The following is a 23,649-nucleotide window of genomic DNA, read 5'->3' on the forward strand; positions in this document are numbered from 1 at the left end:
GTTTTTACCCTTCTCTCCGTCTCTTTAATAAAATCAGCGCAAATGCAGGTGCCCCGATAAGTGAGGTGATCACCCCGATCGGCAGTTCCGATGGGGCAATGATCGTTCGTGCTACAAAATCGGCCAATATCAAGAATCCGCCTCCTATCAGCAATGACAACGGAAGCAAATGTTTATGGTCAGGTCCCCAAATCTTACGGACAAAATGAGGAATGACCAATCCTACAAAACCGATCGCCCCTGAAACGGCAACGGCTGCCCCTGTCAATGTCGAACCGGCTATCAAGATCCACATTTTCCGCCGCTTAACGTTCACACCTAAGTGTTTTGCCCGGTCTTCCCCGAAAGTCATCGCATTCAATTCTTTTGTATTCATGATCAAGGTCAACGAGCCAATGATAAAAAACGGCAAAATGATTACGATATAATTCCAGCCGCGCATTGAGACGCTTCCCATCAGCCAGCCGATGATTTGTCTTAATTCATCACCCGTCAGCGCAATCATCAATGAAATGAAGGCACTTAAAAACGAGCTGAAAATGATTCCCGTTAAAATGATCGTTTCCACTTTCATCGACCGATCCATTCTTTTTGCAAAAGTCAGTACGCAGAGCATCGTGAGCACTGAACATAAGATGCTCAATGCCGGAAGAGTATATAAACCGATGAATGGCAGTGATATATTCAAAAATATCGTCAATACGGCGCCGACCGATGCTCCTGATGAAATACCTAATGTATAAGGATCAGCGAGCGGATTCCGGAGCAGTCCTTGAAAAGCCGCACCCGCGATCGCAAGTGATGCCCCAACCAAACCAGCGAGCAGCACCCGCGGCAAGCGGATGTTCATCACGATATTCGTAAGCATCACATCCGGATCGGCAGAAATCGGCAAGTGGAAAATCTCCTTGCCGATTATTTGTATAAGTACGGGAATCGGAACTGGCACCGAACCAAAGGAAATGCCTATCGTCATTGCGAATAACAAAATCAACAACGCAATCAAATAAGCAAACGCCCATTTAGTTGTCAAATTGGTTCGGATAGACTGCTTTGGCAAGTTCCTCTACTCCTTCTATTAAGCGTGGACCGGAACGGGTCACCAAGTCAGAATGGACATCAAAGACTTGGCCATTCTTAACAGCATTTACGTCTTGCCATCCTTTTCGGGCCTTCACTTCACTTACTGCATCTTTCGTATAATAACCATACGTTGTAATGATGACATCAGGATTTGCAGCAATCATCGACTCTTCATCAATTTTTGCCCAACCGTCCAATTCAGCAGCCGCATTATCCGCTGAAATAATCTGGAGCATCTCATTCATGAACGTATTTTTTCCAGGTGTGTATATTTCCGGTGAAGGCGAAACTTCCACTAAAACGGTCTTCCTATCCTCTTTCTTTACGGATTTGGCTTTTTCCTGGATATCCTTGAGCTTCGTTTTCATATCCGCAACGATTTCGTTTGCCTTATCATGTTCTCCCGTTGCCTTTCCAATCATTTCAATAGATTCATAGACTTGGTCAAAGCTTTGTGCATCATTGACTACGAGCACATCTATTCCAGCATCCTTAAGCTGCTGTAAACCCTCATTTGAATTATGGGCACTTGATGCATGCGCAAGAACAAGGTCAGGCTTCATGGAGACAATCAGCTCCGTATTCATTTCCATTCCGCCAACTTTTTCAATTTCTTTCGTCTCTTCCGGGTAATTATCATTGTCGGAAACACCAACGACCTTTTTACCCAAACCAAGTGCAAAGACCACTTCCGTATTACTTGGTATCAACGAAACGATTTTCTTCGGTTCTTTTTCTATCGTAACTTTTTCCCCACTTGCATCTTTAATCGTAATCGGGAAAGCTTCGTGTTGAGCATGGTTCGTTTGCTCTTTTTCTTTTCCTTCATCAGCAGCACCACTGCAGCCTACCATCATGCCTGCAGTAAGCAACATTAACAGTATCAGACCAAAAATCTTCTTCATTTTCATTCCCCACAATCTTTTTATTTAATTTCTTCATACCTAACAGAGAAAACCAATACTGGAAGATACCCCCCAAAACAAAAAGCATCTCCCGTTAAACGGAAGATGCTTGCATGGCAACAATATCAATACGGACTCTTTCTTAGGGTCTGCCACACACCTTCCCATCCGCGTAGGTTACAGGTGTACGAATTCTGGCAGGTCTCCTGGCTCATGGTCATCGTCAACGGCACCTTCCCATATCTCATACAGTGGTACACAGCCGTCAGCTCCCATATACAGTGGCGGGACCGCATTGGCATTTCACCAACTTCCCTTTTAAGTCATTAAGACACCAAATCGTTCATATGTATATAATTTTCACTGCCTTCATTATACACCATGTAAGAATCGATTATTATATGATTTTTCTGAACAAGTGCGAAATGACCCTTCCACCTTCAATGCTTTGAAGCATTTTCAATCAGCGACGCAAACCCCTTGATCGATAACCCTGGTGAAATCCGAACTCGATGCAGAGCATGCATCCCTTGGTCGCTTGAAGCTCCCCCAGGTTCGGTAGTGACTGCCATCTTGTATCCAGCTTCTTCTGACAGCCTGAGACTCTCTTCGTTATACCGGCCAACCGGATAGGAAAGCACTGTCGTGTCCTGGTCGAGGATATGGTCGAACAGCACCTTCGACTGAACCATTTCCGCTTCTTGCTGCTCTGCCGTCATGCGGTTCAGCTCCAAATGGTTGATGGTATGGCTTTCAATTGAAATCCCATCCCTGCTCATCTCCAACATTTGATTTTCAGTCAGGTGATGGCCTTTATCAATGGACTTCCCGATCATGAAGACAGTTGCTTTCATATCATGTTCTTTTAATATCGGGAAGGCCTCCGTGTAGTTATCTGTATAGCCATCATCAAAAGTAATCCAGACGCACTTCTCACTTGGCATCCGATTCTCGGTTAAAACGAGGAATGCTTCTTTAGGGGATAATGTATAGTAACCATTCTCCCGAAGCCAAGCCATCTGTGATCGGAATTCCTCCCTTGGAACCCGAAGGCCATTCCCTTCAGAAATGCTGTGATACATCAATATCGGAAGCTGGACCGGGGACTCGGCCTTTAACCAGCCTCCCGTATCGATTTGCCCCTCCGAATCCTGCCCGGTCCCATTCTCAGCCGCTTCGGCCACTTCAATGTCATCTTCCGCAATCGGTGCAGCCGTCTTTGTGCCTATCCCCTTTAAAATCCCTTGTGAGCATCCAGGTAAAAGCAAAACCCCCAGCAATGCCGCCATCCTTAACCCTCTATATTTTTTCACTATCATTCTCCTGATTTTTTTATAGTATAATAGTACCGGAAAACCACCGAATAATAAAGTATTCCATTTAATGAAAAAAGAGGAAAAATGAAAACTTAGCGACACACTAAACATTCATGAGGATTTTTTTTCATAAGTATGTGCTATTAGCTTGAAAAGTTTGCCTATAAGAAATATAATAAATAAGTCGTCGACTTTAATATATGTCCCAGTAGCTCAGCAGGATAGAGCGACAGCCTCCTAAGCTGTAGGTCGTAGGTTCGATTCCTATCTGGGACGCTAATTATAAACCCTTGTTACAAGCGGTCCTTCCGCTGAGTAACAGGGGTTTTCTTTTGTTGATTTTTTGAAGGAAAACGCAGGCACCAAAGCTGAATTATTTCATCAAGCCTTATAGAAATAAAATCTGATTGCAAAACTATGCATAAAGGTTGGAAATATTGGCGAACAACCATACAACTGTTTGATAGTAAAAAAAGTCTTATTTATCACGTCGATATATACAAATACTAATTTCAGGATAAAATCATGTTTTTTTATAATATATGTTTTAACCTGTCCCATCCGGGTATACAAATACTGTAAGACATTCTCACCAAAGGAGATGATAGTGCATGATGAGTACAATCAGAAGCCAATGGAACAAAGAGAATGACGCAGCGGTGTTTAGTCCCGGTGATCAGCGTTAGAGTCAATTGAAGAGTTGGATGATAATCAAACATGGGAATTACTAGTCTTCTCATCCAAAGGAGGAAGATACGATCATGAGTATTTACAGCCTATGGAATCCAGAGAATGATGAAGCAATTTTCAGTCCGGGTGATCAAAAACCATTCAGTACGCTCATACGAGTAGACTCGGATAAACACACACACACTGACAAAACACTTGAATATGAATTACATGGCACCGTACTGAATGAAATTTAGTCGTAGCAGGAATATACCGAAAAAGGATGGAGCGATTGCTCCATCCTTTTTCTTTTATTTATCGAATTTCAGTTTCGCCAAGGCATCTGCCAATGCAGTATTGATCGGCTCTTCTTTATTTTGCTTTTTCATATAATTGGATACTTCATTTTTGGATACTTTTTGATTTTTATTTTGACCTCTACGTTTATTGTAAGAAGATAGTTTTTCGTGAAAACCGCATTTACAGGTGAATGTTTGTGCTTCTCCTTGACCGCGCATTTCCATCTTTTTATGACATTGCGGGCATCTGGCATTTGTTACACGTGAAACACTTTTTTTGTGGCCGCAATCACGATCTTGACAGACAAGCATTTTTCCCTTTTTACTATTCACTTCCAGCATCAGCTTGCCGCAATCAGGACATTTCGTTCCTGACACGTTATCATGCTTGAATTTTTGGTCACTATTTTTGATTTCATGGACGATATTTTTGGCGTAGGAGCGCATATCGCCGATGAAAGCCTGTTTTGGCAGCTTTCCTTTTGCTATCGCAGTTAACTTTTGCTCCCATTGAGCTGTCAAAGCTGGAGAACGCAAGTCTTCAGGTGCCAATTGAAGAAGTTGTTTTCCTTTCGAGGTGACATGAAGGCCCTTTCCTCTCTTCTCGATCAGGAAGCTATTGAACAGTTTTTCAATGACATCCGCACGTGTTGCAACAGTTCCAATCCCGCCAGTTTCACCAAGAGTCTTGATGAGCTCTTTGCTTTCCCCTGCCATGAAACGAGCGGGATTCTCCATTGCCGAAAGAAGCGACCCCTCATTGAATGGTTCCGGCGGTTTCGTTTCACCCTCTGTTTGTTTCACAGTCGAAATGGTTAAACTGTCACCTTTTTGAACGTTCGGAAGCAGTTGCTCCGCAAGGCCCTCTTTAGCTTCTTCCTCATCGAATTGGTGATCATAAACTTCCTTCCAACCTGACTTCAGGATGACCTTCCCTTTTGCCATGAACATCTCCTGCCCCATTTTTGCGGTGATGGTCGTTTGTTCATATTCAAAAGGAGGCATCAATACAGCAAGGAACCTTTTAACGACCAAATCATAGATTTTCGATTCTTTGTCGCTCAGTTTTCCCGGCAGCGGCGTTTGCTCAGTGGGGATGATTGCATGGTGATCAGAAACCTTGCTATCGTCCACGAACGATTTATTTGTTTTAATCGGGCTGCGCAGGATCCTCGATGCATACTGGGCATATGGTTTAATGCTTACAGCCTGTAATCTTTCTTTTAGCGTATCAACCAAATCCGTTGATAAAAAGCGTGAATCCGTCCTTGGATAAGTCAAGACCTTATGGCTTTCATATAAGCGCTGCATGATCGATAACGTCTCCTTCGCCGAATAGCCGAATTTCTTATTGGCGTCCCGTTGAAGTTCTGTTAAATCATATAAAGAAGGGGAAAAACTTTTCTTATGTGCCTTGTTCACTTCAACCACTTCTGCACTTTTCCCCTTAACGGCTGCAAGAACCTTTTCTGCCTTGTTTTTATCAAAAGTGCGGATATCTTTTGATTGGGCATCTTGCCAGACGAGGCGCAAATTGGGTTCTGCAATTGCCGAAACGCCATAATATTTCTTAGGCTGGAACTGTTTTATTTCCTCTTCTTTTTTTGCAATCATCGCAAGTGTCGGCGTTTGGACCCTCCCGCAGGATAATTGGGCATTATGCTTGGTCGTTAGGGCACGCGTCGCGTTCATCCCAACGATCCAGTCCGCTTCCGCCCTTGCTACAGCAGAGGCAAATAGGTTTTCATACTCCTTGCCATTTTTCAGATTTTTAAATCCATCTTTGATCGCTTTATCCGTTACAGAGGAAATCCAAAGCCGCTTGACCGGCTTCTTCACATTCGCTTTTTCGAGAATCCAGCGTGCAACAAGTTCCCCTTCACGGCCTGCATCCGTCGCAATGATGACATCCTTGACATCATTGCGATTCAATTGTGTTTTAACCGATTGAAACTGTTTGCCTGATTGCTTGATCACGACCAATTTCAAAGTAGGCGGCAACATGGGCAGGTCCTCAAGGCGCCACGTTTTATATTTTTCATCATAAGATTCCGGATCTGCATGGGTAACCAAATGACCCAGTGCCCAAGTGACGATATACTGATCGCCTTCAAAAAAGCCATTCCCCTTTTTCCCACAATTCAACACTTTTGCTATATCTCTGCCGACCGATGGTTTCTCGGCCAGTACGACTGTTTTACTCATATTAACATCCTTTCGCTTTTAAACTGGTTCCTCTATTATCTCATATAATTTATGACAGGGCGATAATGCACCACGGCATTGGATCGGTTGGTTCACTTTAAGGATTCCCCGTACCCACATATATGTAAATTAATAGATTAGATAGCATTCCCGTGCAGATTTTAGTATGATGAAACGTAGGGATTTTTTCAAATTAATTGGGAGGTTCAATATAAAATGAGCTTACTTTCTATAGATAAATTAGCACACAGCTTTGGCGACCGTACCTTATTCAAGGATGTATCATTCCGCCTGATGGCCGGCGAACATGTTGGTCTGGTCGGGGCAAATGGTGTCGGGAAATCAACGATGATGAATATCATTACAGGGCAACTCATCCATGATGATGGCCGGGTCGAATGGACACCTGGTGTCGAATATGGCTATCTTGATCAACATACGATACTTTCAAAAGGTAAATCGATTCGCGACGTCTTACGGGATGCATACTTACCTTTATTCGAGCAGGAAAAAGCACTGAATGAAGTTACAGAGAAAATGGGTACTGCCACTCCGGAGGAACTTGAAGAACTCTTGGAACAAATGGGTGAAATCCAGGACAAGCTGGAAGCCGGCGGTTTTTACAATCTGGATATTAAAATTGAAGAAGCGGCACGCGGTTTAGGGTTGGATGCAATCGGTTTGGACCGTGATGTCTCTGCCCTGAGCGGCGGACAGCGGACAAAGGTTTTACTAGCCAAGCTACTTTTGGAACAGCCTGAAGTACTGCTCCTAGATGAACCGACGAACTACTTGGATGTGGAGCATATCCGCTGGCTGAGCAGCTACTTAAAGGAATATCCTAATGCATTCTTATTAATTTCGCATGATACCGAGTTCATGAACGGCGTCGTCGACGTCATCTTCCATCTTGAATTTTCTAAACTGACCCGTTACACGGCAACTTATGAAAAATTCCTTGAGCTGGCTGAATTGAATAAAAACCAACATATTAACGCCTATGAAAAACAGCGCGAATTCATTAAAAAGCAGGAAGATTTCATTGCAAAGAATAAAGCACGCTATTCAACGACCGGACGGGCAAAGAGCCGTCAAAAGCAATTGAATCGAATGGAACGCATCGACCGTCCGGAAACTGCAATGAAACCTACCTTTGACTTTAAAGAGTCACGTGCGAGCAGCCGTTATGTCTTTGAAGGTGAAGATCTGGAAATCGGATATGACCGCCCACTGCTTCCGAAGTTGTCCATGACCATCGAGCGGGGAGAAAAAATTGCCGTGGTCGGCTGTAACGGAGTTGGTAAATCCACTCTATTAAAAACGATTTTGGGTAAAATCGATCCTCTAGGCGGTAAAAGATCACTTGGCGATTTCCTTTTTTCTTCTTATTTTGAACAAGAAGTGAAAGCAGGCGATACGACGCCGATCGATGAAGTATGGAATGCATTTCCGCATCTGGACCAACCGCAGGTACGTGCGATTCTTGCCCGTGTCGGTTTGAAAAACGAGCACATTACACGTCCGATGAGCCATTTAAGCGGTGGGGAACAAGCAAAAGTGCGCCTTTGTAAACTCATGCTTACAGAAAGCAATTGGCTGTTATTCGATGAACCGACAAACCATTTGGATGTCGTTGCAAAAGAAGAACTGAAACGTGCATTGAAAGAGTATAAAGGAACGATTGTCCTTGTATGCCATGAACCTGATTTCTATGAAGATTGGGTAACCAAAGTATGGGATGTAGAGGAATGGTCGGCCCAAAACTAATTATTTCGGGATGCTGCAGAAGCGGCATCCCCTTTATTGTGGAATAAATAAAAAGCTGACTGAAAACACTCCTTCAGTCAGCCTTCATTTCCTCATCACGCAGCTTAAACTCGTTCCGCCACCAAGGTATATGTTTTCGGAAGCCCGATATCATGGATTTTATGATTCGGTTCTTCCTCAAGCACTTTAATAACGAGTCCTGATTGACCTATTGACGTTATAAGTTCCCCGATTGTCCATTTACGCTGTACAACTCTTGAAAGGCTCCCTTTTTCCTCATCCGGCATATGCTTCGAAAATGCGACCTCATTGTTTTCGATTGCCGGAGCGAAATAGTTGCCTGTTATTTTATGTTTTTTACCATTTGAAGTAATGAGCTTTGTTGAAATTGGATGAAATTCATGCAGTACGAATCGGCCTCCAGGTTTCAGCATCTTTTTAATTTTTTCAAATAACGGCTGCAGATCTATTAAGTAATGAAGTACACCGAGCTCCATTAAAACCAAATCCTGATTCCCTGATTCATGCTCGGATGATAGCGAAAGGACATCCGAAACGATATACTCGATGGAGACATTGGCGCCACTTGCCAGCTCATTTGCAAACATTGCGTTTTCCTGGGAAAAATCAACGACTTTCACTTCTGCTCCCAATATGGCCAGTGCAACTGCCTTCACACCGTTCGATCCCATCAAATGTGTGATTTTTTTGCCGGATATTTCCCCCATATATTTATAAAAAGGGTGCAGTCTCCATTTTGGGTTTTGTTTGATTTTTGATGCCAATTCAACGGGATTTCCATAACGATTGACAAGCGCTAAATAATTATTCTGGTTCCAGGCTTGTTCATTTTCCGCTGTGAACCCCTTCTGCTCGGCTGATAAGTAAGCATGAATCCCGGCACTGAACTTTCTCATTTCTTCTTCGTATAAATAGCTGTATAACGACCTGCACCAAACCTCCATATCCCCCATCTTTATGGATAAACGATAAGGGTCCGTTTTAATGGTCGTGTTAAACCGGCAGCGAATAGTGACAGAAATCCCCTCGACATCCATTAGAAAGAATGCAGTCTCAGGACTTCTTTCAGGCTTTGTTGGCGCGTATTCGGAAAAAAGATCCAAAGCCTCATTAAAGACATCCCATTGTACATCCATGCTGATTTTCTTATATTCATCGATATCCACTCCTTGTACGAAAAGCGCAGATCGACCTGTATATTGGTAGGGAATATTAGCTTGATCCAATATGTTCGCCATTAATGTGATTGTATGATAATAACTTGCCTTCATATGTACCTCCTAAACATCAAAAGAGCATGACAATTATTCTTCTATAGCAAATTTCAAACCGGTACTCGTAATGGCAATCAGCTCTTCATCGTGGCGATCTATGCCATAAACGAGTAATGTAACAAGCATATATATGGCTCTGAACCGGGCTAGGCTCTCTGTTTCCTTTTCGATTTCACCATAGATTTCGAAAAAAGTACTGCGCACCTCTTTTGGGAAATAACTGTATAAAAAGGAGAAATCAATGGCTGGATTCCCGATATGGACATCTCCCCAATCAATGACACCTGCGAGAACGCCTTCGTCATCAAGTAAAACATTCCGGATATGGATGTCTCCGTGAACGAGCGAAATCGGATGCTGAACATCCAATTCACCTTCACCTAAGGTTTCAACAAAATCCTTAACTGCATGCGCCTGTTCAAAGTATCCTAGCTTTATTAGATTCGAGACATTTTCCATAAGTGATTTCTTTCGATAGGGTACATCAAGCCTCATCATCCCATCAGGCTGCACACCTAAACGCTTAGCCTTTTCGACAGGGAAACTGTGAAGAACCTTCAAAAAGCGGGCAAATCTTTTTGCCGATTCGACCTTTTTTGCTTTTGTTCCTTCTACAGGCAAGTGTCCCTTCACCATTTTATAACCGGTAAAAGGATAAGGATACAACGTGCTTGGTTTCCCAAAAAAGATTGGTTCAGGGATAGCAAGCGGAAAAGTGCCTGCAATGGAAGGCAAAAGCTGATTTTCCACCTGAATCAACGTAACTGCAATAGGGCGGCGGGGAAAACGGAATACAAATTGCCCATTGATTTGTATGACCGTGTTATCGAAACCTTCCCCAAGTTGCTTGATCTCTTCCAACTCAATTTCCGGAAACTGCAGCAAGATCAATTTCCCTGCCAGCTCCAGAGAAACTGGATATTCTGCCAACCAAGGCTTGTTCACTCCCGTCTCCCCCTTTTACAGGTTTCTCCCTCTATTGGGGCTGCTGCCTGATCCACCTCTGCGATTACTCGCCCCTTGTGTACTAGTTGATCTGCGGCTGTCCCTTTGACCTCCTCGTGGATTGTCACGCTTTTGTCCACGGCTGTCTTCCGAGCGGCCACCCCGCGGATTCTCTCTCCTTGGTCCGCGGCTGTTTTCCGAACGCCCTCCACGTGAATCCTCCCGTATAGGTCCCCGGCCGTTTTCCGAACGAACTCCACGTGAATCCTCACGTATAGACCCGCGGCTGTTTTCCATCCGGCCTCCACGTGGTTTCTCCCTCTCGACTTCACGATTGTCCGCTTGATTTACAGAACGGTGACTGCCCCGATTCGGTCCTCTCGTATCAATCCGTTCCCGATGTTTCCTTCCCCCTCCCGAACGCGGGCGGCGAGTACCCTCATCGGAAGGGTCTTCATGACGCTTCCTTTTTTGCCTCACCTCATCGGGTTGGAACATTTTCACTCCTTCAATCGTCCTTCTTTCGATTTTCATGGAGATCCCTTTTTCAATATCGCTTAATAGCTGAAGATCCTTCGTTGCTATGAAGGTGACAGCCAAGCCATTCTCACCCGCACGGCCCGTCCGCCCGATTCGGTGGATGTAACTTTCTGCATCCTCGGGAACATCGTAATTAAACACATGGGTCACGCCTTCTACATCAAGCCCTCGTGCAGCAACATCCGTCGCCACTAAATATTGAAGCTTTGCGTCTCTGAAGTTTTTCATGACACGTTCCCGCTTTGCCTGTGAAAGGTCACCATGAAGCTCTTCAGAATTGAATCCAGCTGCCTTCAGGGCATCATTCAATACCGAAACGCGACGTTTTGTACGGCAAAATATGATTGCAAGGTATGGCTGTTCTTCTTTGATCATGTTGATTAATGAAGATTGTTTGGCGCGATCGGTCGTCTCGATGACAAGCTGCCTGATTTTCTCGACCGTTACTTGCTCAGCCTTCACAGCGGCAGTTAATGGTTTAGTCATATAGCGTTTAGCCAATTGATGAACCTGTTCTGGCATCGTCGCTGAAAAGAGCAGCGTTTGGCGTTCCTCCGGAAGCTGTTCCATGATTTCTTCCACTTCTGGTAAAAACCCAATATGAAGCATTTGATCAGCTTCATCCAGCACAAGCGTTCCAGTTTGTGAGAGGTCGATGGTGCCTCTTCGTAAATGATCTAATAACCTGCCGGGCGTGGCGACCACCACGGAGATGTTTCTTGTCAGCTTTTTCATTTGCTGCTCGACATCCTGTCCGCCATAAACTGCAAGCACTTGAAGTCCTTCGATTTCATCAGCGAATTTTTTCAATTCAGCAGTGATTTGTAAAGCCAGTTCCCTTGTTGGCGTGACGATCAGTGATTGTATGTGGGATGCGGCGGGATCGACTTTTTCCAGGATTGGCAGCAAAAAGGCCAAAGTCTTCCCCGTCCCTGTCTGCGCCTTCGCGATGACATCCCTTCCAGCAAGGATATCGGGTATCGATTTCTCCTGAATCGGGGTAGGGGTGGATATTCCTATTTGCTTTAATATGTTGTTAATCGCCGGGCTGACGCCAAGGTCGATGAATTCTGTCATGTATGGGCCTACTTTCTGAATTTCTTCATTTAATTTACTGATAAATCCACTTAAATGGTAACAGCTTCCTTCATTTCAAGTCATTATCCTTAGTCTAAGCTATTTGTTAGTATATCATTATCTATTTTCGAGAAAACCTGTACCTTAAAATTTTTCATCCTATTGTACTTTAGTTATTTTTCTAATATAATTTATAAGATTTATTACCATCTATCGAGCTACTTACTTGAAAAAGGGTAAGCATCTCCTCCTTGTAGATTTTTGCAAGGATTTTTTGTATATAAAAAAGGAGTGACCGCATGTTTAAATTAAAAGAACGGAATTCAAATATTAAAACGGAAGTACTTGCGGGGCTTACAACCTTTTTAACACTGGCTTATATCATCGTTGTAAACCCCATGATCCTTTCTGATGCTGGTGTTCCCTTCGACCAAGCATTCACAGCAACCATACTCGCAATAATAGTCGGTACACTATGCATGGCCCTTTTAGCCAATTACCCAATTGTCATAGCCCCGGCAATGGGATTGAATGCTTATTTTGCATACTCGGTATTGGGAACCCATGATATCTCATACACAGTTGCCTTCTCTGCAGTCTTTGTTACCGGTATCGTCTTTATCCTTTTATCCCTAACCTCTTTCCGCTCAAAATTGATCGAGGCCATCCCTAATAACTTAAAGCATGCAATCAGTGCCGGAATCGGGCTCTTCATTACCTTCATCGGACTTCGTTTGTCAGGTGTCGTCACACAGCATGAATCCAACCTGGTTACCCTTGGAAGCTTCAGGGATCCCAGTGTGGCACTTACATTGGTTGGTTTGGTCATAACGATCGTGCTGATCGTTCGCAATGTGCAGGGAGCGATATTCATCGGAATGATCGTGACTGCCATAATCGCTTTCTTTACAGGCCAATTGGAAATTAACGGCCTGGTTTCCACCCCTTCGTTACCTGAAGGGATAATAGTCGCCAATCCAATCACATCTATCGCCGATGTGATTAACTATGGGCTTTATGGCGTCGTCTTCTCCATTTTGCTTGTCATGCTTTTCGATACGACCGGTGCTTTATTGGGCATTGTCCGTCAAGCTGGATTGCTGAAGGAGAACAAGCTTGAAAAATCAGGCAGTGCCTTCTTTGCAGATTCGATCGGCACTACTGTCGGCGCCATGTTCGGCACAAGCCCGACCGCTGCCTCGGTTGAATCATCAGCTGGTGTAGGAGCGGGCGGCAAGACAGGTTTAACCGCGTTGGTGGTGGCCATCCTATTCTTAATAACCGCCTTTTTCAGCCCGCTGATAGGAGCTGTCTCAAATGTAGCGGCAATCACGGCACCTAGCTTGATCATCGTCGGAAGCATGATGATTAAAAGCATTAATGAAATTGACTGGACACACTTTGATGAATCATTTCCAGCCTTTTTGGTCATTGTCGCCATGCCTTTAACATCAAGCATCGCCAACGGGATAGCACTCGGATTCATCGCCTACCCCATTTTAAAAATGGCAAGAGGCAAATTCCGTGAAGTGCATCCGTTCGTGTACATGTTTGCCGTTTTATTCCTTTACCAACTGATTTTCCTGGCTTGATCATCTTAAGAGGAATCCTTGGGGTTCCTCTTTTTTTGGCCCCTGCAAAGAAAAAGGAGGATATCCAACTTGTCGTCAGATATCCTCCTATATATTCACTGGTTCATTTGATCAAGAAAATCACCCAGGAGATCGTCAAGATTTTCTTCTTCAGGTTCTGTTTCTTCCTCTTGTTGTGAGGGTTCATTCAAATTCCAATCAAAGTCATCCAAATCTTTCTTAGGCAGGTCCTCCTGGACCTCCACGGGTTCCTTTTCCTCGGGCTCGGCCTGCACATACAATTCCTCACTCAATACATTATTATTCAAAGAGGCAAGCAAGGCCGTAGCGCGTAAAGGATCGGATAAAAGGTGGTACATAATCGTTCCAAGCATAGCTTCTGAGTGGGAATGCTTGAGCCAATCACGCTGAGATTTGCTTAGCTTGTTCGGCATGGGCAGGGCAATCATTTCCCGATCCTGATGGGTGGATTGCCCGACTCCATCGAGAACATACTCAGCAATTTTACTGGAAAAATTCCTTCTTTCCGTTTCCTTCAATTTCTGCAGCTGTCTTAACGTATAGTCTGAGACATCCGAAGGGATACGAAAAGTGATGGCTTGTCCTCTTTTAATTTCAGAAGAAGCTGTTTTTTTCATTCTCTCACCTATTTAATGGAACCCGTTCTTTGTTCTTTCTTCTTTTGCTGGGACTGATTCTGTTCCTTTGCATTCCGGCGGCGATTAAAATCCGAAATCAATTTATAATAGGCGTTTGCCATCATCCAAACGCTTTCCCGCTCATCTTCGAAAAAGTCTATATTGTAGCCATCGAAATTTTGATTCAAGGTTTTCAAGTAATCTTTCAAGACAATCGATCCCCCGCCTACAAAATAGCAGATCTCCGTTTGTGAGTTTTTTTGCCATACGTTGCGCAGGTGGCGATATTGCTTTTTGGCCAGTTCTCCCAAAATACGGTCAACGATATCATGAACGCTTGTCCGGCTTCCGCGAACCATAATATGATTGCGATCATTTTTCTTCGTGATGATTTCAACGACGTCGCGCCTGCTATCCAACTCGACACCATGTTTCTTCCTGATTTCTTCGCGAATCGATTCAAGGGCTTCAGCTACTCCCAAATTGAATCCTTGCGCTTTGTCATCGTCAACTTTACGATTTTTAATGACAGCGATATCCGTCGATAAGCCACCGATATCCTGAATCAGTATTCTTCTATCTATTAATTCACGATTAATGATATTCAAATCTTTATCCATGACCAAATTTATGTATGCTGCAAAACCCTCTGGATAGACTTTCACTTCATCAAATTTGATATTAACCTTCATGCCTTGGTATTTAGGAGTAATTAAAAATTCCACCTGGTGGACTGAACCAAGTAATTTCGAACGGTACCCGACGTCTTTCCCTTCTTTAACCTCCCGAAGTGGCAACCCTGTTCCAAGAGTATAGTTGGCTTCCACAACGTTATTCACTTTTTTGAATGTATCGTTGTCTCCCAACTTGGCAGCGTCTAATGCAAGAGCCGCAAAAAGCATGACTAATGTTTGATCTTCTTCCGATTTACTGCTTCCTAAATCCAATTCGGTAGGATTATCACTTTTTGTCGCCAAGTTCCCAACGCGATAAATCGCATTATTGTCTTGCAGAGCCGGTGAATGGACCCTGATATGAATCCCTTCCAATGGGTTTTTTTCATCAAGTTCCTCAATCCCAATGACCGGACGGTCCTCTATGTCTTTTGCAATGACATTCGGTATATATAGTTCAGACTCTAGCTTTCCAAAAATAGCCTTGATAGCATCATTTCCTACGTCTACTGCTGCGATTCTAGAACTCATCTAAAAACATCCCCTTTTTCATGGAAAAAATTTAAGTGAAGCATTCCCTTTAAGAATAGGAAAAGTTTTCACGTTAGTCAATCCTTCATTAGTTGTAGCTATATTTGTCGAATTGTTTTCAAATTGTTTACAATAGGAACAAATATGTACACACCTTATAAATAGCTATGTGTACTTGTTTGTAAACATGTATACTTTTTTGTTTGCAATATATCTATTTCTGTTTACATGTATACTCATTTGTAAACAAACCAAATAATGTATTTTTTTAAATATTTCTTCTTACAAAAATCAGCGGATAAATAGTAGATTTTAGATAGGATAATAATTGGACGATTCACTAATGAACTGTATAGAGGTATTCAAATGGCTGAAAAATACAGAAACTTCCCAAATCCGGGAACACGATTGTCGCAGTGCGTTAAATTCCCCTTCATTTTCTCAATACAGATATAACCACTGACGTCTTCGAGCGGGCATGGCGTTCCGTAATTTGCTTTTGAAGAAAGTGCATCCTGAACCTCCTGGGGCAGCTTAAGCAGCCGAAGCTTATTCGCCACGGTAGATTGACCTATTCCCAGTCTTTGTGCCAGAGCTTCTTGCGTTAAACTATGCAGCTCCAATAGTTTTCATAAGCCAAAGCTTCTTCAATCGGTGTCAGTCCTTCGGCGGAATTACAGGGAACAAGGTACTAAAGTTACACTGATAGATGCTGGTGAAATCCTTAACGGAACAACGGGACACACCACAGCATGACTGATTTACGATTTTTTTGTTCACTAAAACATGGTGAAGAGAAAGCCAAACTATATTATGTAGCAATGCAGAAAGAATGGGCTTATGTAGAAAAACATTGCATTGAATGTAATTTGACTGCAATGGATACCTATATTCACGCAAATACTGATAGATATAAATGTAAAATCCCAAAAGAACCAAAAGCCTATCGAAACTAGCCATTCGCGGGGATTATGCAGAAAAAATCCCTTTCTCCTTTCCTTGTAATTCTTCCATAATCAAGCACAGTTTCACCCCCTTTAAAGTATTTAACGGCCCTCCTCTCCACGATTCTGGAAGCTGAAAAAGTTTCCACTATAGTCAATCCTTCATAAGTTGTAGCTATATTTGTCGAATTGTTTTCAAATTGTTTACAATAGGAACAAATATGTATACACCTTAATATATAGCCATGTGTACGTATTTGTAAACATGTATACCTATTTGTGTACAAAGCATCTATTTTTGTTTACATGTATACATAATTGTAAACAAACCAAATAATGTATTTTTTTAGTCTTTCTTCTTACAAAAATAAGCGTATAAATAGCGAATTTGGGTATGGTAATAAATGGACGATTTACTAATGAACTGTATGGAGGTATTCAAATGACTGAAAAAAATACAGACCTTCCCCGATTTCCGGAACCTTATTGGCGCAGTGCGTTAACATTCCCTTCTTTTTCTAAACTAGATACAGATCTAACCACTGACGTCTTAATAGTAGGCGGCGGAATTACCGGAATCACATCTGCTTACCTACTTGCTAAACAAGGTGTAAAAGTCACACTGATTGAAGCAGGCCAAATCCTTACCGGAACGACAGGACACACTACAGCAAAAATCACGGCCCAGCATGGCCTGATTTACGACCAGTTGATCACTGACCATGGCGAAGAGAATGCCAAGCTTTATTATGAAGCCAATATAGATGGAATGAAGCTGATTAAAGACTTGGTAGAAGAACATTCCATTGAATGTAATTTGACTGCACAGGATGCCTATGTGTACGCAAATACGGACGAATATATAAGCAAAATCCAAAAAGAACTGAGAGCTTATCAAAAACTTGGCATTCGGGGGGATTATGCGGAGAATATCCCTTTCTCCATTCCATGTAAAGCTGCTGTGATAATGAAAGATCAAGCACAGTTTCACCCATTAAAATATTTAACGGCCCTCATTTCGACAATTCTCGATGCAGGAGGCACCATTTATGAACGGACAACGGCAATGAAAATTGAAGACGGAGATCCACCAACCGTTCTGACTGATACGGGACATTCCATCAAAAGCAATCAGGTTATCGTGGCCTCCCACTTCCCTTTCAATGATGAAAAGGGCTTATACTTTGCTCGTGTTCATGTAAGTAGGTCCTATGTGCTTGGCATCAGGACTGAACAGGAGTATCCAGGCGGGATGTATTACAGTGCAGACAGCCCTAGCCGCTCCCTTCGCTATACGGAATTGGACAATGGGGAAAAACTTATACTTGTTGGCGGAGATGGCCATAAAACAGGCCAGGGAATATCGACGATCGAGCATTATGAAGCACTGAAGGACTTCAGTGCCCAGTATTTCGATGTGAAAGACATTCCCTACCGCTGGTCGGCACAGGATATCGTGACACCGGATAATATCCCCTTCGTCGGTCCAGTGACAGCCAACCAACAAAACGTTCTGATAGCTACCGGCTTTGCGAAATGGGGAATGACGAATGGATCGATTGCCGCCAGGATCTTAACTGACCGGATTTTGCAAAAAGATAACCGGTATGCGGAATTGTATGATCCTGCCCGTTTAAAAGGCGTGAAGAATATTCTTCAAGATAATGCTGATGTGGCGAAGCATCTGATCAAAGGCAAATTGGCTGTCAATCATAAAACGCCGGAAGACATAGGAATTGATGAAGGAGCAATCGTGAAGGTGGATGGAGACAAAGCTGGGTGTTACCGTGACCATGATGGCCAGCTTCATATTGTTGATTCCACATGTACACACATGGGGTGTGAAGTTGCCTGGAATAGCGGCGACCGTACTTGGGATTGCCCATGCCATGGCTCCCGCTACTCCATCGCTGGTGAAGTGTTAAATGGCCCTGCTGTCGAACCATTGAAGAAAATTCGCTGACTGCCAATTTGTGATTTTATCTAATAGTCGACTGGGCCCGCCGTTTTCCTTATACTGAAGTTACTGCATGGTTGAATGGCTGCAAATAACTCTGAAAAGGAATGAATCGAACATGAACGGTAAAAACCGGAAAGATATTACCCCAGGTGCCTCTGTGGATATTGTACTTAAAGCAGATCAACGCACCGGAAAGCTGACAAGCGGCACTGTAAAGGATATTTTAACCAACTCCAGCACCCACCCTCATGGAATTAAAGTAAGATTGACTGATGGCCAGGTAGGCAGGGTTCAAGTCATTCATAAGTAATGTGCACTCGGTCCAGGCCGAGTGTTTTTTTGTGTGATTGTTCGATGGATTAATGACAAAGGGGAATATTTCAATCATGTTTCCCATTCATAATTCGTACAATAGGGGTGAGATTATCTCTATAAAAAGGCTGGTGTCAAAATGAATCAAGAATACAATGCCCCCTTTAGGGATCATTACCGCACCGATGAACATATATTGAAAGTTTCCGGCTCAGAGACGCTATCTGCTGCTCCGGATCAAGCCACGATCACCCTTGGAGTCATAACGGAGGATGAGGACCCGCAAAAGGCCCAGCAAGCCAATTCCCAAGCAATCGCAAATGTCATCGCATCACTTAAATCCGCAGGCATTCCCGAAGAGCAATTGAAAACGAGTGATTACAGAATCGATCCACAATATGATTATATTGACGGAAAGGAATTGTTCAAGAACTACAAAGTCCAGCACATCATACAAGCCCAAACGACCGACATCGAGAAAATAGGCAGCATAATCGACACGGCCGTCAAAAGCGGCGCCAATTCAATCACCAGCATCCGCTTCTCTTTATCCAATCCAGATGCATACTATAACCAGGCACTTTCTCTCGCTTTAAAAAATGCATACGAAAAGGCTCTTTCCATGGCTCGAACGCTAGGAATCTCATTGAACCCAGTCCCTAATAGGGTTGAAGAACTATCTGAAACGGCAACTCCAATGCTTTTTCAAACAAGTACTCTTTCAAAAATGGCGACTACCCCGATTCAGCCTGGTGAATTGAACATAACTGCCTCAGTAAGGGTGGAATACTCGTACTAGCACTCACTTAATTCCATCATAAAAAACCCCCCTTAACCTAAAGGGGGATTCAGACTGCAGACAAATTAGAGGAGAACTAATTTACTTTCAATTCGGTTAAAAAGGTTCCAGGTGATTTCAGAAATCCGCTCCCTTTCCGTCGACTGTCTGCCAAGCCTCCTCGCCGGCAAGCGTTCCCGGGGTCTCAGCTAGCCAGTTATTCGGCAGGAGTGTTACAAATTTCTTCAATCTAGTAAGGGTTTCATTCCTATAATCAAGTTAAAAACATGCAGGATAATTCAGTATTCCACTAAAATCATGGTTCTAGGATGGGCGCAAACGGACCCCCCCTTGGCAACCCAAAGGGGGGTTTTTCATTTTAAAAGACTACCGTTTTATTTTCATGAACAATGACGCGGTCCTCCAAATGCCATTTAACGGCACGTGCCAGCACCCGGCGTTCAGCAGAACGACCGATTTTCTTCATATCCCCGGCAGAATCACGATGGTCCACACGTTCGATATCCTGCTCGATGATTGGACCTTCATCCAAATCATTCGTCACATAATGGGAAGTCGCCCCAATCAGCTTAACACCTCTGTCATAAGCTCGTTCATAAGGCCGTGCTCCAATGAAGGCAGGTAAAAATGAATGATGGATATTGATGATCCTGTTCGGATGGGCCGCTACGAAGTCCGGCGTCAATATCTGCATATACCTGGCCAATACAATAAGGTCCACTTTGAATTCTTCCAAAAGTCCAAGCTGTTTAGTCTCCACTTCCTTACGTATATCCTTATTGGCAGGAATGTAATAAAACGGGATGCCCATCGATTCGACAATTTCCCTCGTATCTTCATGATTGCTGATGACCAGTGCAATGTCAGCCAATAAATCCCCGCTTTGCCACTCCCATAGCAATTCCAGAAGGCAATGGGGTTCCTTCGAAACGAAGATTGCCGTCCTCTTCAGATCACTCACATGATTAAATGTCCATTGCATCGAGAATGCTGTCGAAACTTCCTGGAATGCCAGTTGCATATCCGCTGCCTTGTCATTCAATCCTGGACAATCGAACTCGATCCTGGTGAAAAAGGTACCGCCCTCAGGATTCATCGAATACTGACTCAATTCAACAATATTTGCATCATATTCTTTAAGAAAAGCCGTAACTGTCGAAACAATTCCCGGCTGGTCCGGACATTTTATAATTAAACGGCCTCTATCTTGATTTCTTTCGCGATATTCCTGTAACTGCTCTTGCACAAAGTTGCTAACCATTTTCCCAACTGCCCTTCTTCTATTTTGCTATATTATACTTCAATTCATGTCCGAAATTAAAGTCAGTCAATCAAATCGGGACTTTGTTGGTAGACAAAATCAACATTGCCTAAAATACTCCACAGTTTTATCCCATCCCATCATTAGATACGGTTATCATCAGTTTTTCGCTTTCGATAGATACATCATCAGCCTGAATTGTTTCAAAATTTCTTCTCCTATTAAGTAATTTTTGTCACTTTTTCAGGAAATTACATGTAATTTGGAAGGAAATGAAGGCAAAGGCCGAGAACCTTTATGAAATGCATAGTGAAGGGGGATTCTTGGATGAAATGTCGGTATGTGCTGGACAGCCTTTTTGGTTTCAGTTTTATTTTCCATAGTTAATAAGGTTATTCATTGCCTCATAAGGGTATAGACCATTCTATTAGTTTTTTTCAAAGGGGGAAATGAAATTATCATGAAATCATCCGTTACATTCATTGTATCCATTCTGGCTGTCCTTGGTCTTCTTTCCGGCTGTGCCGAAAAGGACCAGCTGGAGGACGGGAGTAAGCTGATCAATGAGGACCAGTTTGTTTTTGCTGCCTCAGGTGAATTCAAGCCATTCAGTTATGTCAATGATGACATGACCGTAACCGGATTCGATATTGAAGTTGGCGATGCAATTGCAAAGGAACTCGACCTAGAACCTGTGCCTAAACGGATAAAGTTCAAAGGTATCGTGGAAGGTGTTAAAACCGGTCGGGCAGATGCCGCGGTTGCCAGCCATACAATCAATGAAGAACGAAGTAAACATGTTGCCTTCTCGACCCCTTATTACTACTCAGGTCCTCAAATTTTCGTTCGCCCGGATAGTGATATTAAAACGGTTGAAGATTTAAAGGGTAAGGAAGTTGCGGCTTCTAAAGGCTCCACGTACGCAACGACAGCAGAAAAATATACAACCAATGTAAAAACCTATGACAGTGATATCACCGCCCTGAAGGCATTGAGCGGAGGACGTCATGATGCCGTCATCACCGACTTCGTAACCGGCAAGGAAGCGACCAAGGAAGGTTTCGACATCGAAGGAAGGCAATTGATCGAACGAAGCGAACAGGCCATCGTACTGCCTGACGACAACCCTCAGCTGCTTGCACGCATCAACGAAGCTCTTGAAAACCTCCGTGAAGATGGAACGCTTGCTGAAATCAGCAAAAAGTATTTTGGTGAAGACATCACAACTAAGCCTGAATAAAGATTGATAGAAAGGGAGTCATTACATTGCCAAGTTTTTCACATTTTTTTGATACATTATTTAGCTCCTCGGACGTATTCATCCGGGCCATGCTCCTCACATTGGAACTGACGGTAGTCTCCATATTGGTGGGTATCTTCATCGGTTTGCTATTTGCCTTATTAAAAATATCCAATATAAAAATTCTTGCATGGATTTCAGATACATATGTATTCCTGGTACGGGGAACGCCTTTAATCGTACAGATATTCATACTCTATTTCGGTATCAGCAATCTCTTCTTACTGCCGGACTTCTGGGCGGCGTCACTTGCCCTGGCTTTCCATAATGGAGCTTATATTTCAGAGATTTTGCGTGGTACGATTCAATCCATCGACAAAGGCCAAATGGAGGCCGGCCGCTCCCTTGGCATGAGCAATTCGCTCACCTTAAGGAGAATCATCTTGCCTCAAGCCTTCCGCCGCGCATTGCCGCCGCTTGGCAACCAATTCATCATCGGACTGAAGGATTCATCACTGGCAGCTTTCATATCCATGAATGAGCTGTTTAATGTAGCCACTACGTTGGGCTCGAATAATTTCGATGAAATGACTTATTTATTGATTGTAGCGGTCTACTACTTGATTCTAGTGGCTTTCCTGACCATTATCGTCAATTTATTCGAAAAGAAACTGTCCATCAGTGATCGATAGGGGGAATTGAAATGGAACAAAAAGAAATGATTCGCATTAGGAATTTAAATAAATCGTATGGAAACCTGCATGTACTTAAAGATATCGATATGAAGGTACTCGACAGCGATGTTGTCTGTCTGATCGGACCAAGCGGTTCCGGAAAAAGCACCCTGCTCCGCTGTTTGAATTATTTAGAGAAGAAAGACAGCGGCCAAATCCTCATTGAAGGAACGGAAATCAATCCTGGTACCCATGATATTAATAAAATCCGCGAGAAAGTCGGAATGGTATTTCAGCATTTCTACCTCTTCCCGCATATGACCGTACTGGAAAATGTCATCGAAGCACCGACACACGTCAAAAAAGTCCCTAAGGCCCAAGCGATTGAAGAAGCAAAGACATTGCTTGCCAAAGTCGGTTTATCAGATAAAGCGGATGTCTATCCAAGCAAGCTCTCAGGCGGGCAGAAACAGCGTGTTGCCATCGCCCGCGCCCTTGCCATGAAACCTGATATCCTGCTCTTTGATGAGCCTACCTCGGCTCTGGATCCCGAACTTGTGGGTGAAGTTCTTGCCACGATGAAGGAACTTGCCTTGGAAGGGATGACAATGGTAGTCGTTACACATGAAATGAGCTTTGCACGTGAGGTCGGGGATTGGATTGTCTTCATGCATAATGGGAGGGTTGTCGAAAGCGGACCGCCAAAAGAATTCTTCACCAATCCAAAAGAAGAACGTACAAAAGAATTTTTGCAAACGACAGTCTTTTGATTTTAATTCTAAAATTTGACTGCTAGCGAGTTTATAAGCAATACAGGCATGAATTCCTGTATTGCTTTTTTAGATGAAAAGGGTCTAATTTGTTTCTTTAATATCCAGTTAGGTCATTCCCTAAATTACATGATCAAAGTTTCAGGGATATTT

Annotated in this window: 19 protein-coding genes, 1 tRNA gene, 1 pseudogene and 1 riboswitch; of the genes and pseudogenes, 10 read left to right on the forward strand and 11 right to left on the reverse strand. The window is 43.2% G+C overall.

The annotated features are described in order from the left end of the window. Positions 1 to 4 precede the first annotated feature (4 nt). The 3 genes from AC2YHV_RS17310 to AC2YHV_RS17320 all read right to left on the reverse strand — a co-directional run bounded on the left by AC2YHV_RS17310 (position 5) and on the right by AC2YHV_RS17320 (position 3,307). Complete coding sequence (locus tag AC2YHV_RS17310; protein WP_411739303.1) at positions 5 to 1,060, reverse strand: FecCD family ABC transporter permease; 1,056 nt, start codon at positions 1,058 to 1,060, stop codon at positions 5 to 7. After that, complete coding sequence (locus AC2YHV_RS17315; protein ID WP_268563605.1) at positions 1,023 to 1,988, reverse strand: ABC transporter substrate-binding protein; 966 nt, start codon at positions 1,986 to 1,988, stop codon at positions 1,023 to 1,025. Before AC2YHV_RS17315 ends, AC2YHV_RS17310 begins: the two co-directional genes overlap by 38 nt. A gap of 179 nt (positions 1,989 to 2,167) precedes the next feature. Continuing rightward, positions 2,168 to 2,342, reverse strand: a riboswitch (cobalamin riboswitch). Between the two features lie 86 nt (positions 2,343 to 2,428). After that, entirely contained in the window at positions 2,429 to 3,307 is an 879-nt protein-coding gene (locus AC2YHV_RS17320) for a polysaccharide deacetylase family protein (RefSeq protein ID WP_487373697.1), read from the reverse strand. 199 nt (positions 3,308 to 3,506) lie between these two features. On the opposite strand from AC2YHV_RS17320, the gene AC2YHV_RS17325 reads away from it, so the two are divergent. Then, a tRNA-Arg gene (locus AC2YHV_RS17325) sits at positions 3,507 to 3,580 on the forward strand. Between the two features lie 485 nt (positions 3,581 to 4,065). Then, on the forward strand, positions 4,066 to 4,230 hold the full coding sequence (locus AC2YHV_RS17330; RefSeq protein WP_156404392.1) for a hypothetical protein: 165 nt from the start codon (positions 4,066 to 4,068) through the stop codon (positions 4,228 to 4,230). A gap of 54 nt (positions 4,231 to 4,284) precedes the next feature. Here the strand turns inward: AC2YHV_RS17330 and AC2YHV_RS17335 are convergent, their stop codons facing one another. Continuing rightward, the gene (locus AC2YHV_RS17335) at positions 4,285 to 6,477 is read right to left on the reverse strand and encodes a DNA topoisomerase III (protein ID WP_487373698.1); all 2,193 of its coding nucleotides are present in this window, start codon (positions 6,475 to 6,477) and stop codon (positions 4,285 to 4,287) included. Positions 6,478 to 6,693: 216 nt separating this feature from the next. On the opposite strand from AC2YHV_RS17335, the gene AC2YHV_RS17340 reads away from it, so the two are divergent. Then, positions 6,694 to 8,244 (forward strand): ABC-F family ATP-binding cassette domain-containing protein, encoded by a 1,551-nt coding sequence (locus AC2YHV_RS17340; protein ID WP_034316019.1) that lies wholly within the window; start codon positions 6,694 to 6,696, stop codon positions 8,242 to 8,244. Between the two features lie 104 nt (positions 8,245 to 8,348). On the opposite strand, the gene AC2YHV_RS17345 is transcribed toward AC2YHV_RS17340, so the two are convergent. Genes AC2YHV_RS17345 through AC2YHV_RS17355 form a run of 3 tightly spaced genes read right to left on the reverse strand, consistent with a single transcriptional unit; the run spans position 8,349 to position 12,101 of the window. Beyond that, positions 8,349 to 9,536, reverse strand: a complete 1,188-nt coding sequence (locus tag AC2YHV_RS17345; protein ID WP_487373699.1) for a class I SAM-dependent methyltransferase — start codon at positions 9,534 to 9,536, stop codon at positions 8,349 to 8,351. A 33-nt stretch (positions 9,537 to 9,569) separates the two neighbouring features. Continuing rightward, positions 9,570 to 10,484, reverse strand: a complete 915-nt coding sequence (locus tag AC2YHV_RS17350) for a phosphotransferase (RefSeq protein ID WP_487373700.1) — start codon at positions 10,482 to 10,484, stop codon at positions 9,570 to 9,572. Positions 10,485 to 10,499: 15 nt separating this feature from the next. Continuing rightward, positions 10,500 to 12,101, reverse strand: a complete 1,602-nt coding sequence (locus AC2YHV_RS17355) for a DEAD/DEAH box helicase (RefSeq protein ID WP_487373701.1) — start codon at positions 12,099 to 12,101, stop codon at positions 10,500 to 10,502. 299 nt (positions 12,102 to 12,400) lie between these two features. Here AC2YHV_RS17355 and AC2YHV_RS17360 point away from each other — a divergent pair, with 299 nt between their 5' ends. Then, on the forward strand, positions 12,401 to 13,693 hold the full coding sequence (locus AC2YHV_RS17360; RefSeq protein WP_098185046.1) for an NCS2 family permease: 1,293 nt from the start codon (positions 12,401 to 12,403) through the stop codon (positions 13,691 to 13,693). 95 nt (positions 13,694 to 13,788) lie between these two features. Here the strand turns inward: AC2YHV_RS17360 and AC2YHV_RS17365 are convergent, their stop codons facing one another. The 3 genes and pseudogenes from AC2YHV_RS17365 to AC2YHV_RS17375 all read right to left on the reverse strand — a co-directional run. Further along, positions 13,789 to 14,331: a hypothetical protein gene (locus AC2YHV_RS17365; RefSeq protein WP_057278234.1), complete on the reverse strand. Its 543-nt coding sequence runs from the start codon at positions 14,329 to 14,331 to the stop codon at positions 13,789 to 13,791. Positions 14,332 to 14,339: 8 nt separating this feature from the next. Continuing rightward, positions 14,340 to 15,536, reverse strand: a complete 1,197-nt coding sequence (locus tag AC2YHV_RS17370; RefSeq protein WP_057278235.1) for a ParM/StbA family protein — start codon at positions 15,534 to 15,536, stop codon at positions 14,340 to 14,342. A 469-nt stretch (positions 15,537 to 16,005) separates the two neighbouring features. Then, a pseudogene (locus tag AC2YHV_RS17375) lies at positions 16,006 to 16,203 on the reverse strand (ParB/RepB/Spo0J family partition protein); the annotation flags it as partial. A 719-nt stretch (positions 16,204 to 16,922) separates the two neighbouring features. Between AC2YHV_RS17375 and AC2YHV_RS17380 the strand changes: the two are divergent. The 3 genes from AC2YHV_RS17380 (at position 16,923) to AC2YHV_RS17390 (ending at position 19,551) form a co-directional block, all read left to right on the forward strand. Next, on the forward strand, positions 16,923 to 18,443 hold the full coding sequence (locus AC2YHV_RS17380; protein WP_487373702.1) for an FAD-dependent oxidoreductase: 1,521 nt from the start codon (positions 16,923 to 16,925) through the stop codon (positions 18,441 to 18,443). A 112-nt stretch (positions 18,444 to 18,555) separates the two neighbouring features. Continuing rightward, the gene (locus tag AC2YHV_RS17385; protein ID WP_034316239.1) at positions 18,556 to 18,750 is read left to right on the forward strand and encodes a YwbE family protein; all 195 of its coding nucleotides are present in this window, start codon (positions 18,556 to 18,558) and stop codon (positions 18,748 to 18,750) included. Positions 18,751 to 18,891: 141 nt separating this feature from the next. Then, positions 18,892 to 19,551: an SIMPL domain-containing protein gene (locus tag AC2YHV_RS17390; RefSeq protein ID WP_063574605.1), complete on the forward strand. Its 660-nt coding sequence runs from the start codon at positions 18,892 to 18,894 to the stop codon at positions 19,549 to 19,551. 358 nt (positions 19,552 to 19,909) lie between these two features. On the opposite strand, the gene purU is transcribed toward AC2YHV_RS17390, so the two are convergent. After that, positions 19,910 to 20,812 (reverse strand): formyltetrahydrofolate deformylase, encoded by a 903-nt coding sequence (gene purU / locus AC2YHV_RS17395; protein WP_034316032.1) that lies wholly within the window; start codon positions 20,810 to 20,812, stop codon positions 19,910 to 19,912. Positions 20,813 to 21,272: 460 nt separating this feature from the next. On the opposite strand from purU, the gene AC2YHV_RS17400 reads away from it, so the two are divergent. Genes AC2YHV_RS17400 through AC2YHV_RS17410 form a run of 3 tightly spaced genes read left to right on the forward strand, consistent with a single transcriptional unit; the run spans position 21,273 to position 23,496 of the window. Further along, positions 21,273 to 22,052, forward strand: a complete 780-nt coding sequence (locus tag AC2YHV_RS17400) for a transporter substrate-binding domain-containing protein (RefSeq protein WP_053536955.1) — start codon at positions 21,273 to 21,275, stop codon at positions 22,050 to 22,052. Positions 22,053 to 22,078: 26 nt separating this feature from the next. After that, positions 22,079 to 22,744 carry an amino acid ABC transporter permease gene (locus AC2YHV_RS17405; protein ID WP_034316037.1) on the forward strand — a complete coding sequence of 222 codons (666 nt, stop codon included), beginning with the start codon at positions 22,079 to 22,081 and terminating at the stop codon, positions 22,742 to 22,744. An 11-nt stretch (positions 22,745 to 22,755) separates the two neighbouring features. Further along, entirely contained in the window at positions 22,756 to 23,496 is a 741-nt protein-coding gene (locus AC2YHV_RS17410) for an amino acid ABC transporter ATP-binding protein (RefSeq protein ID WP_034316039.1), read from the forward strand. Positions 23,497 to 23,649 lie beyond the last annotated feature (153 nt).

The sequence above is a fragment of the Peribacillus sp. SRI_006 genome (genome assembly GCF_057586375.1).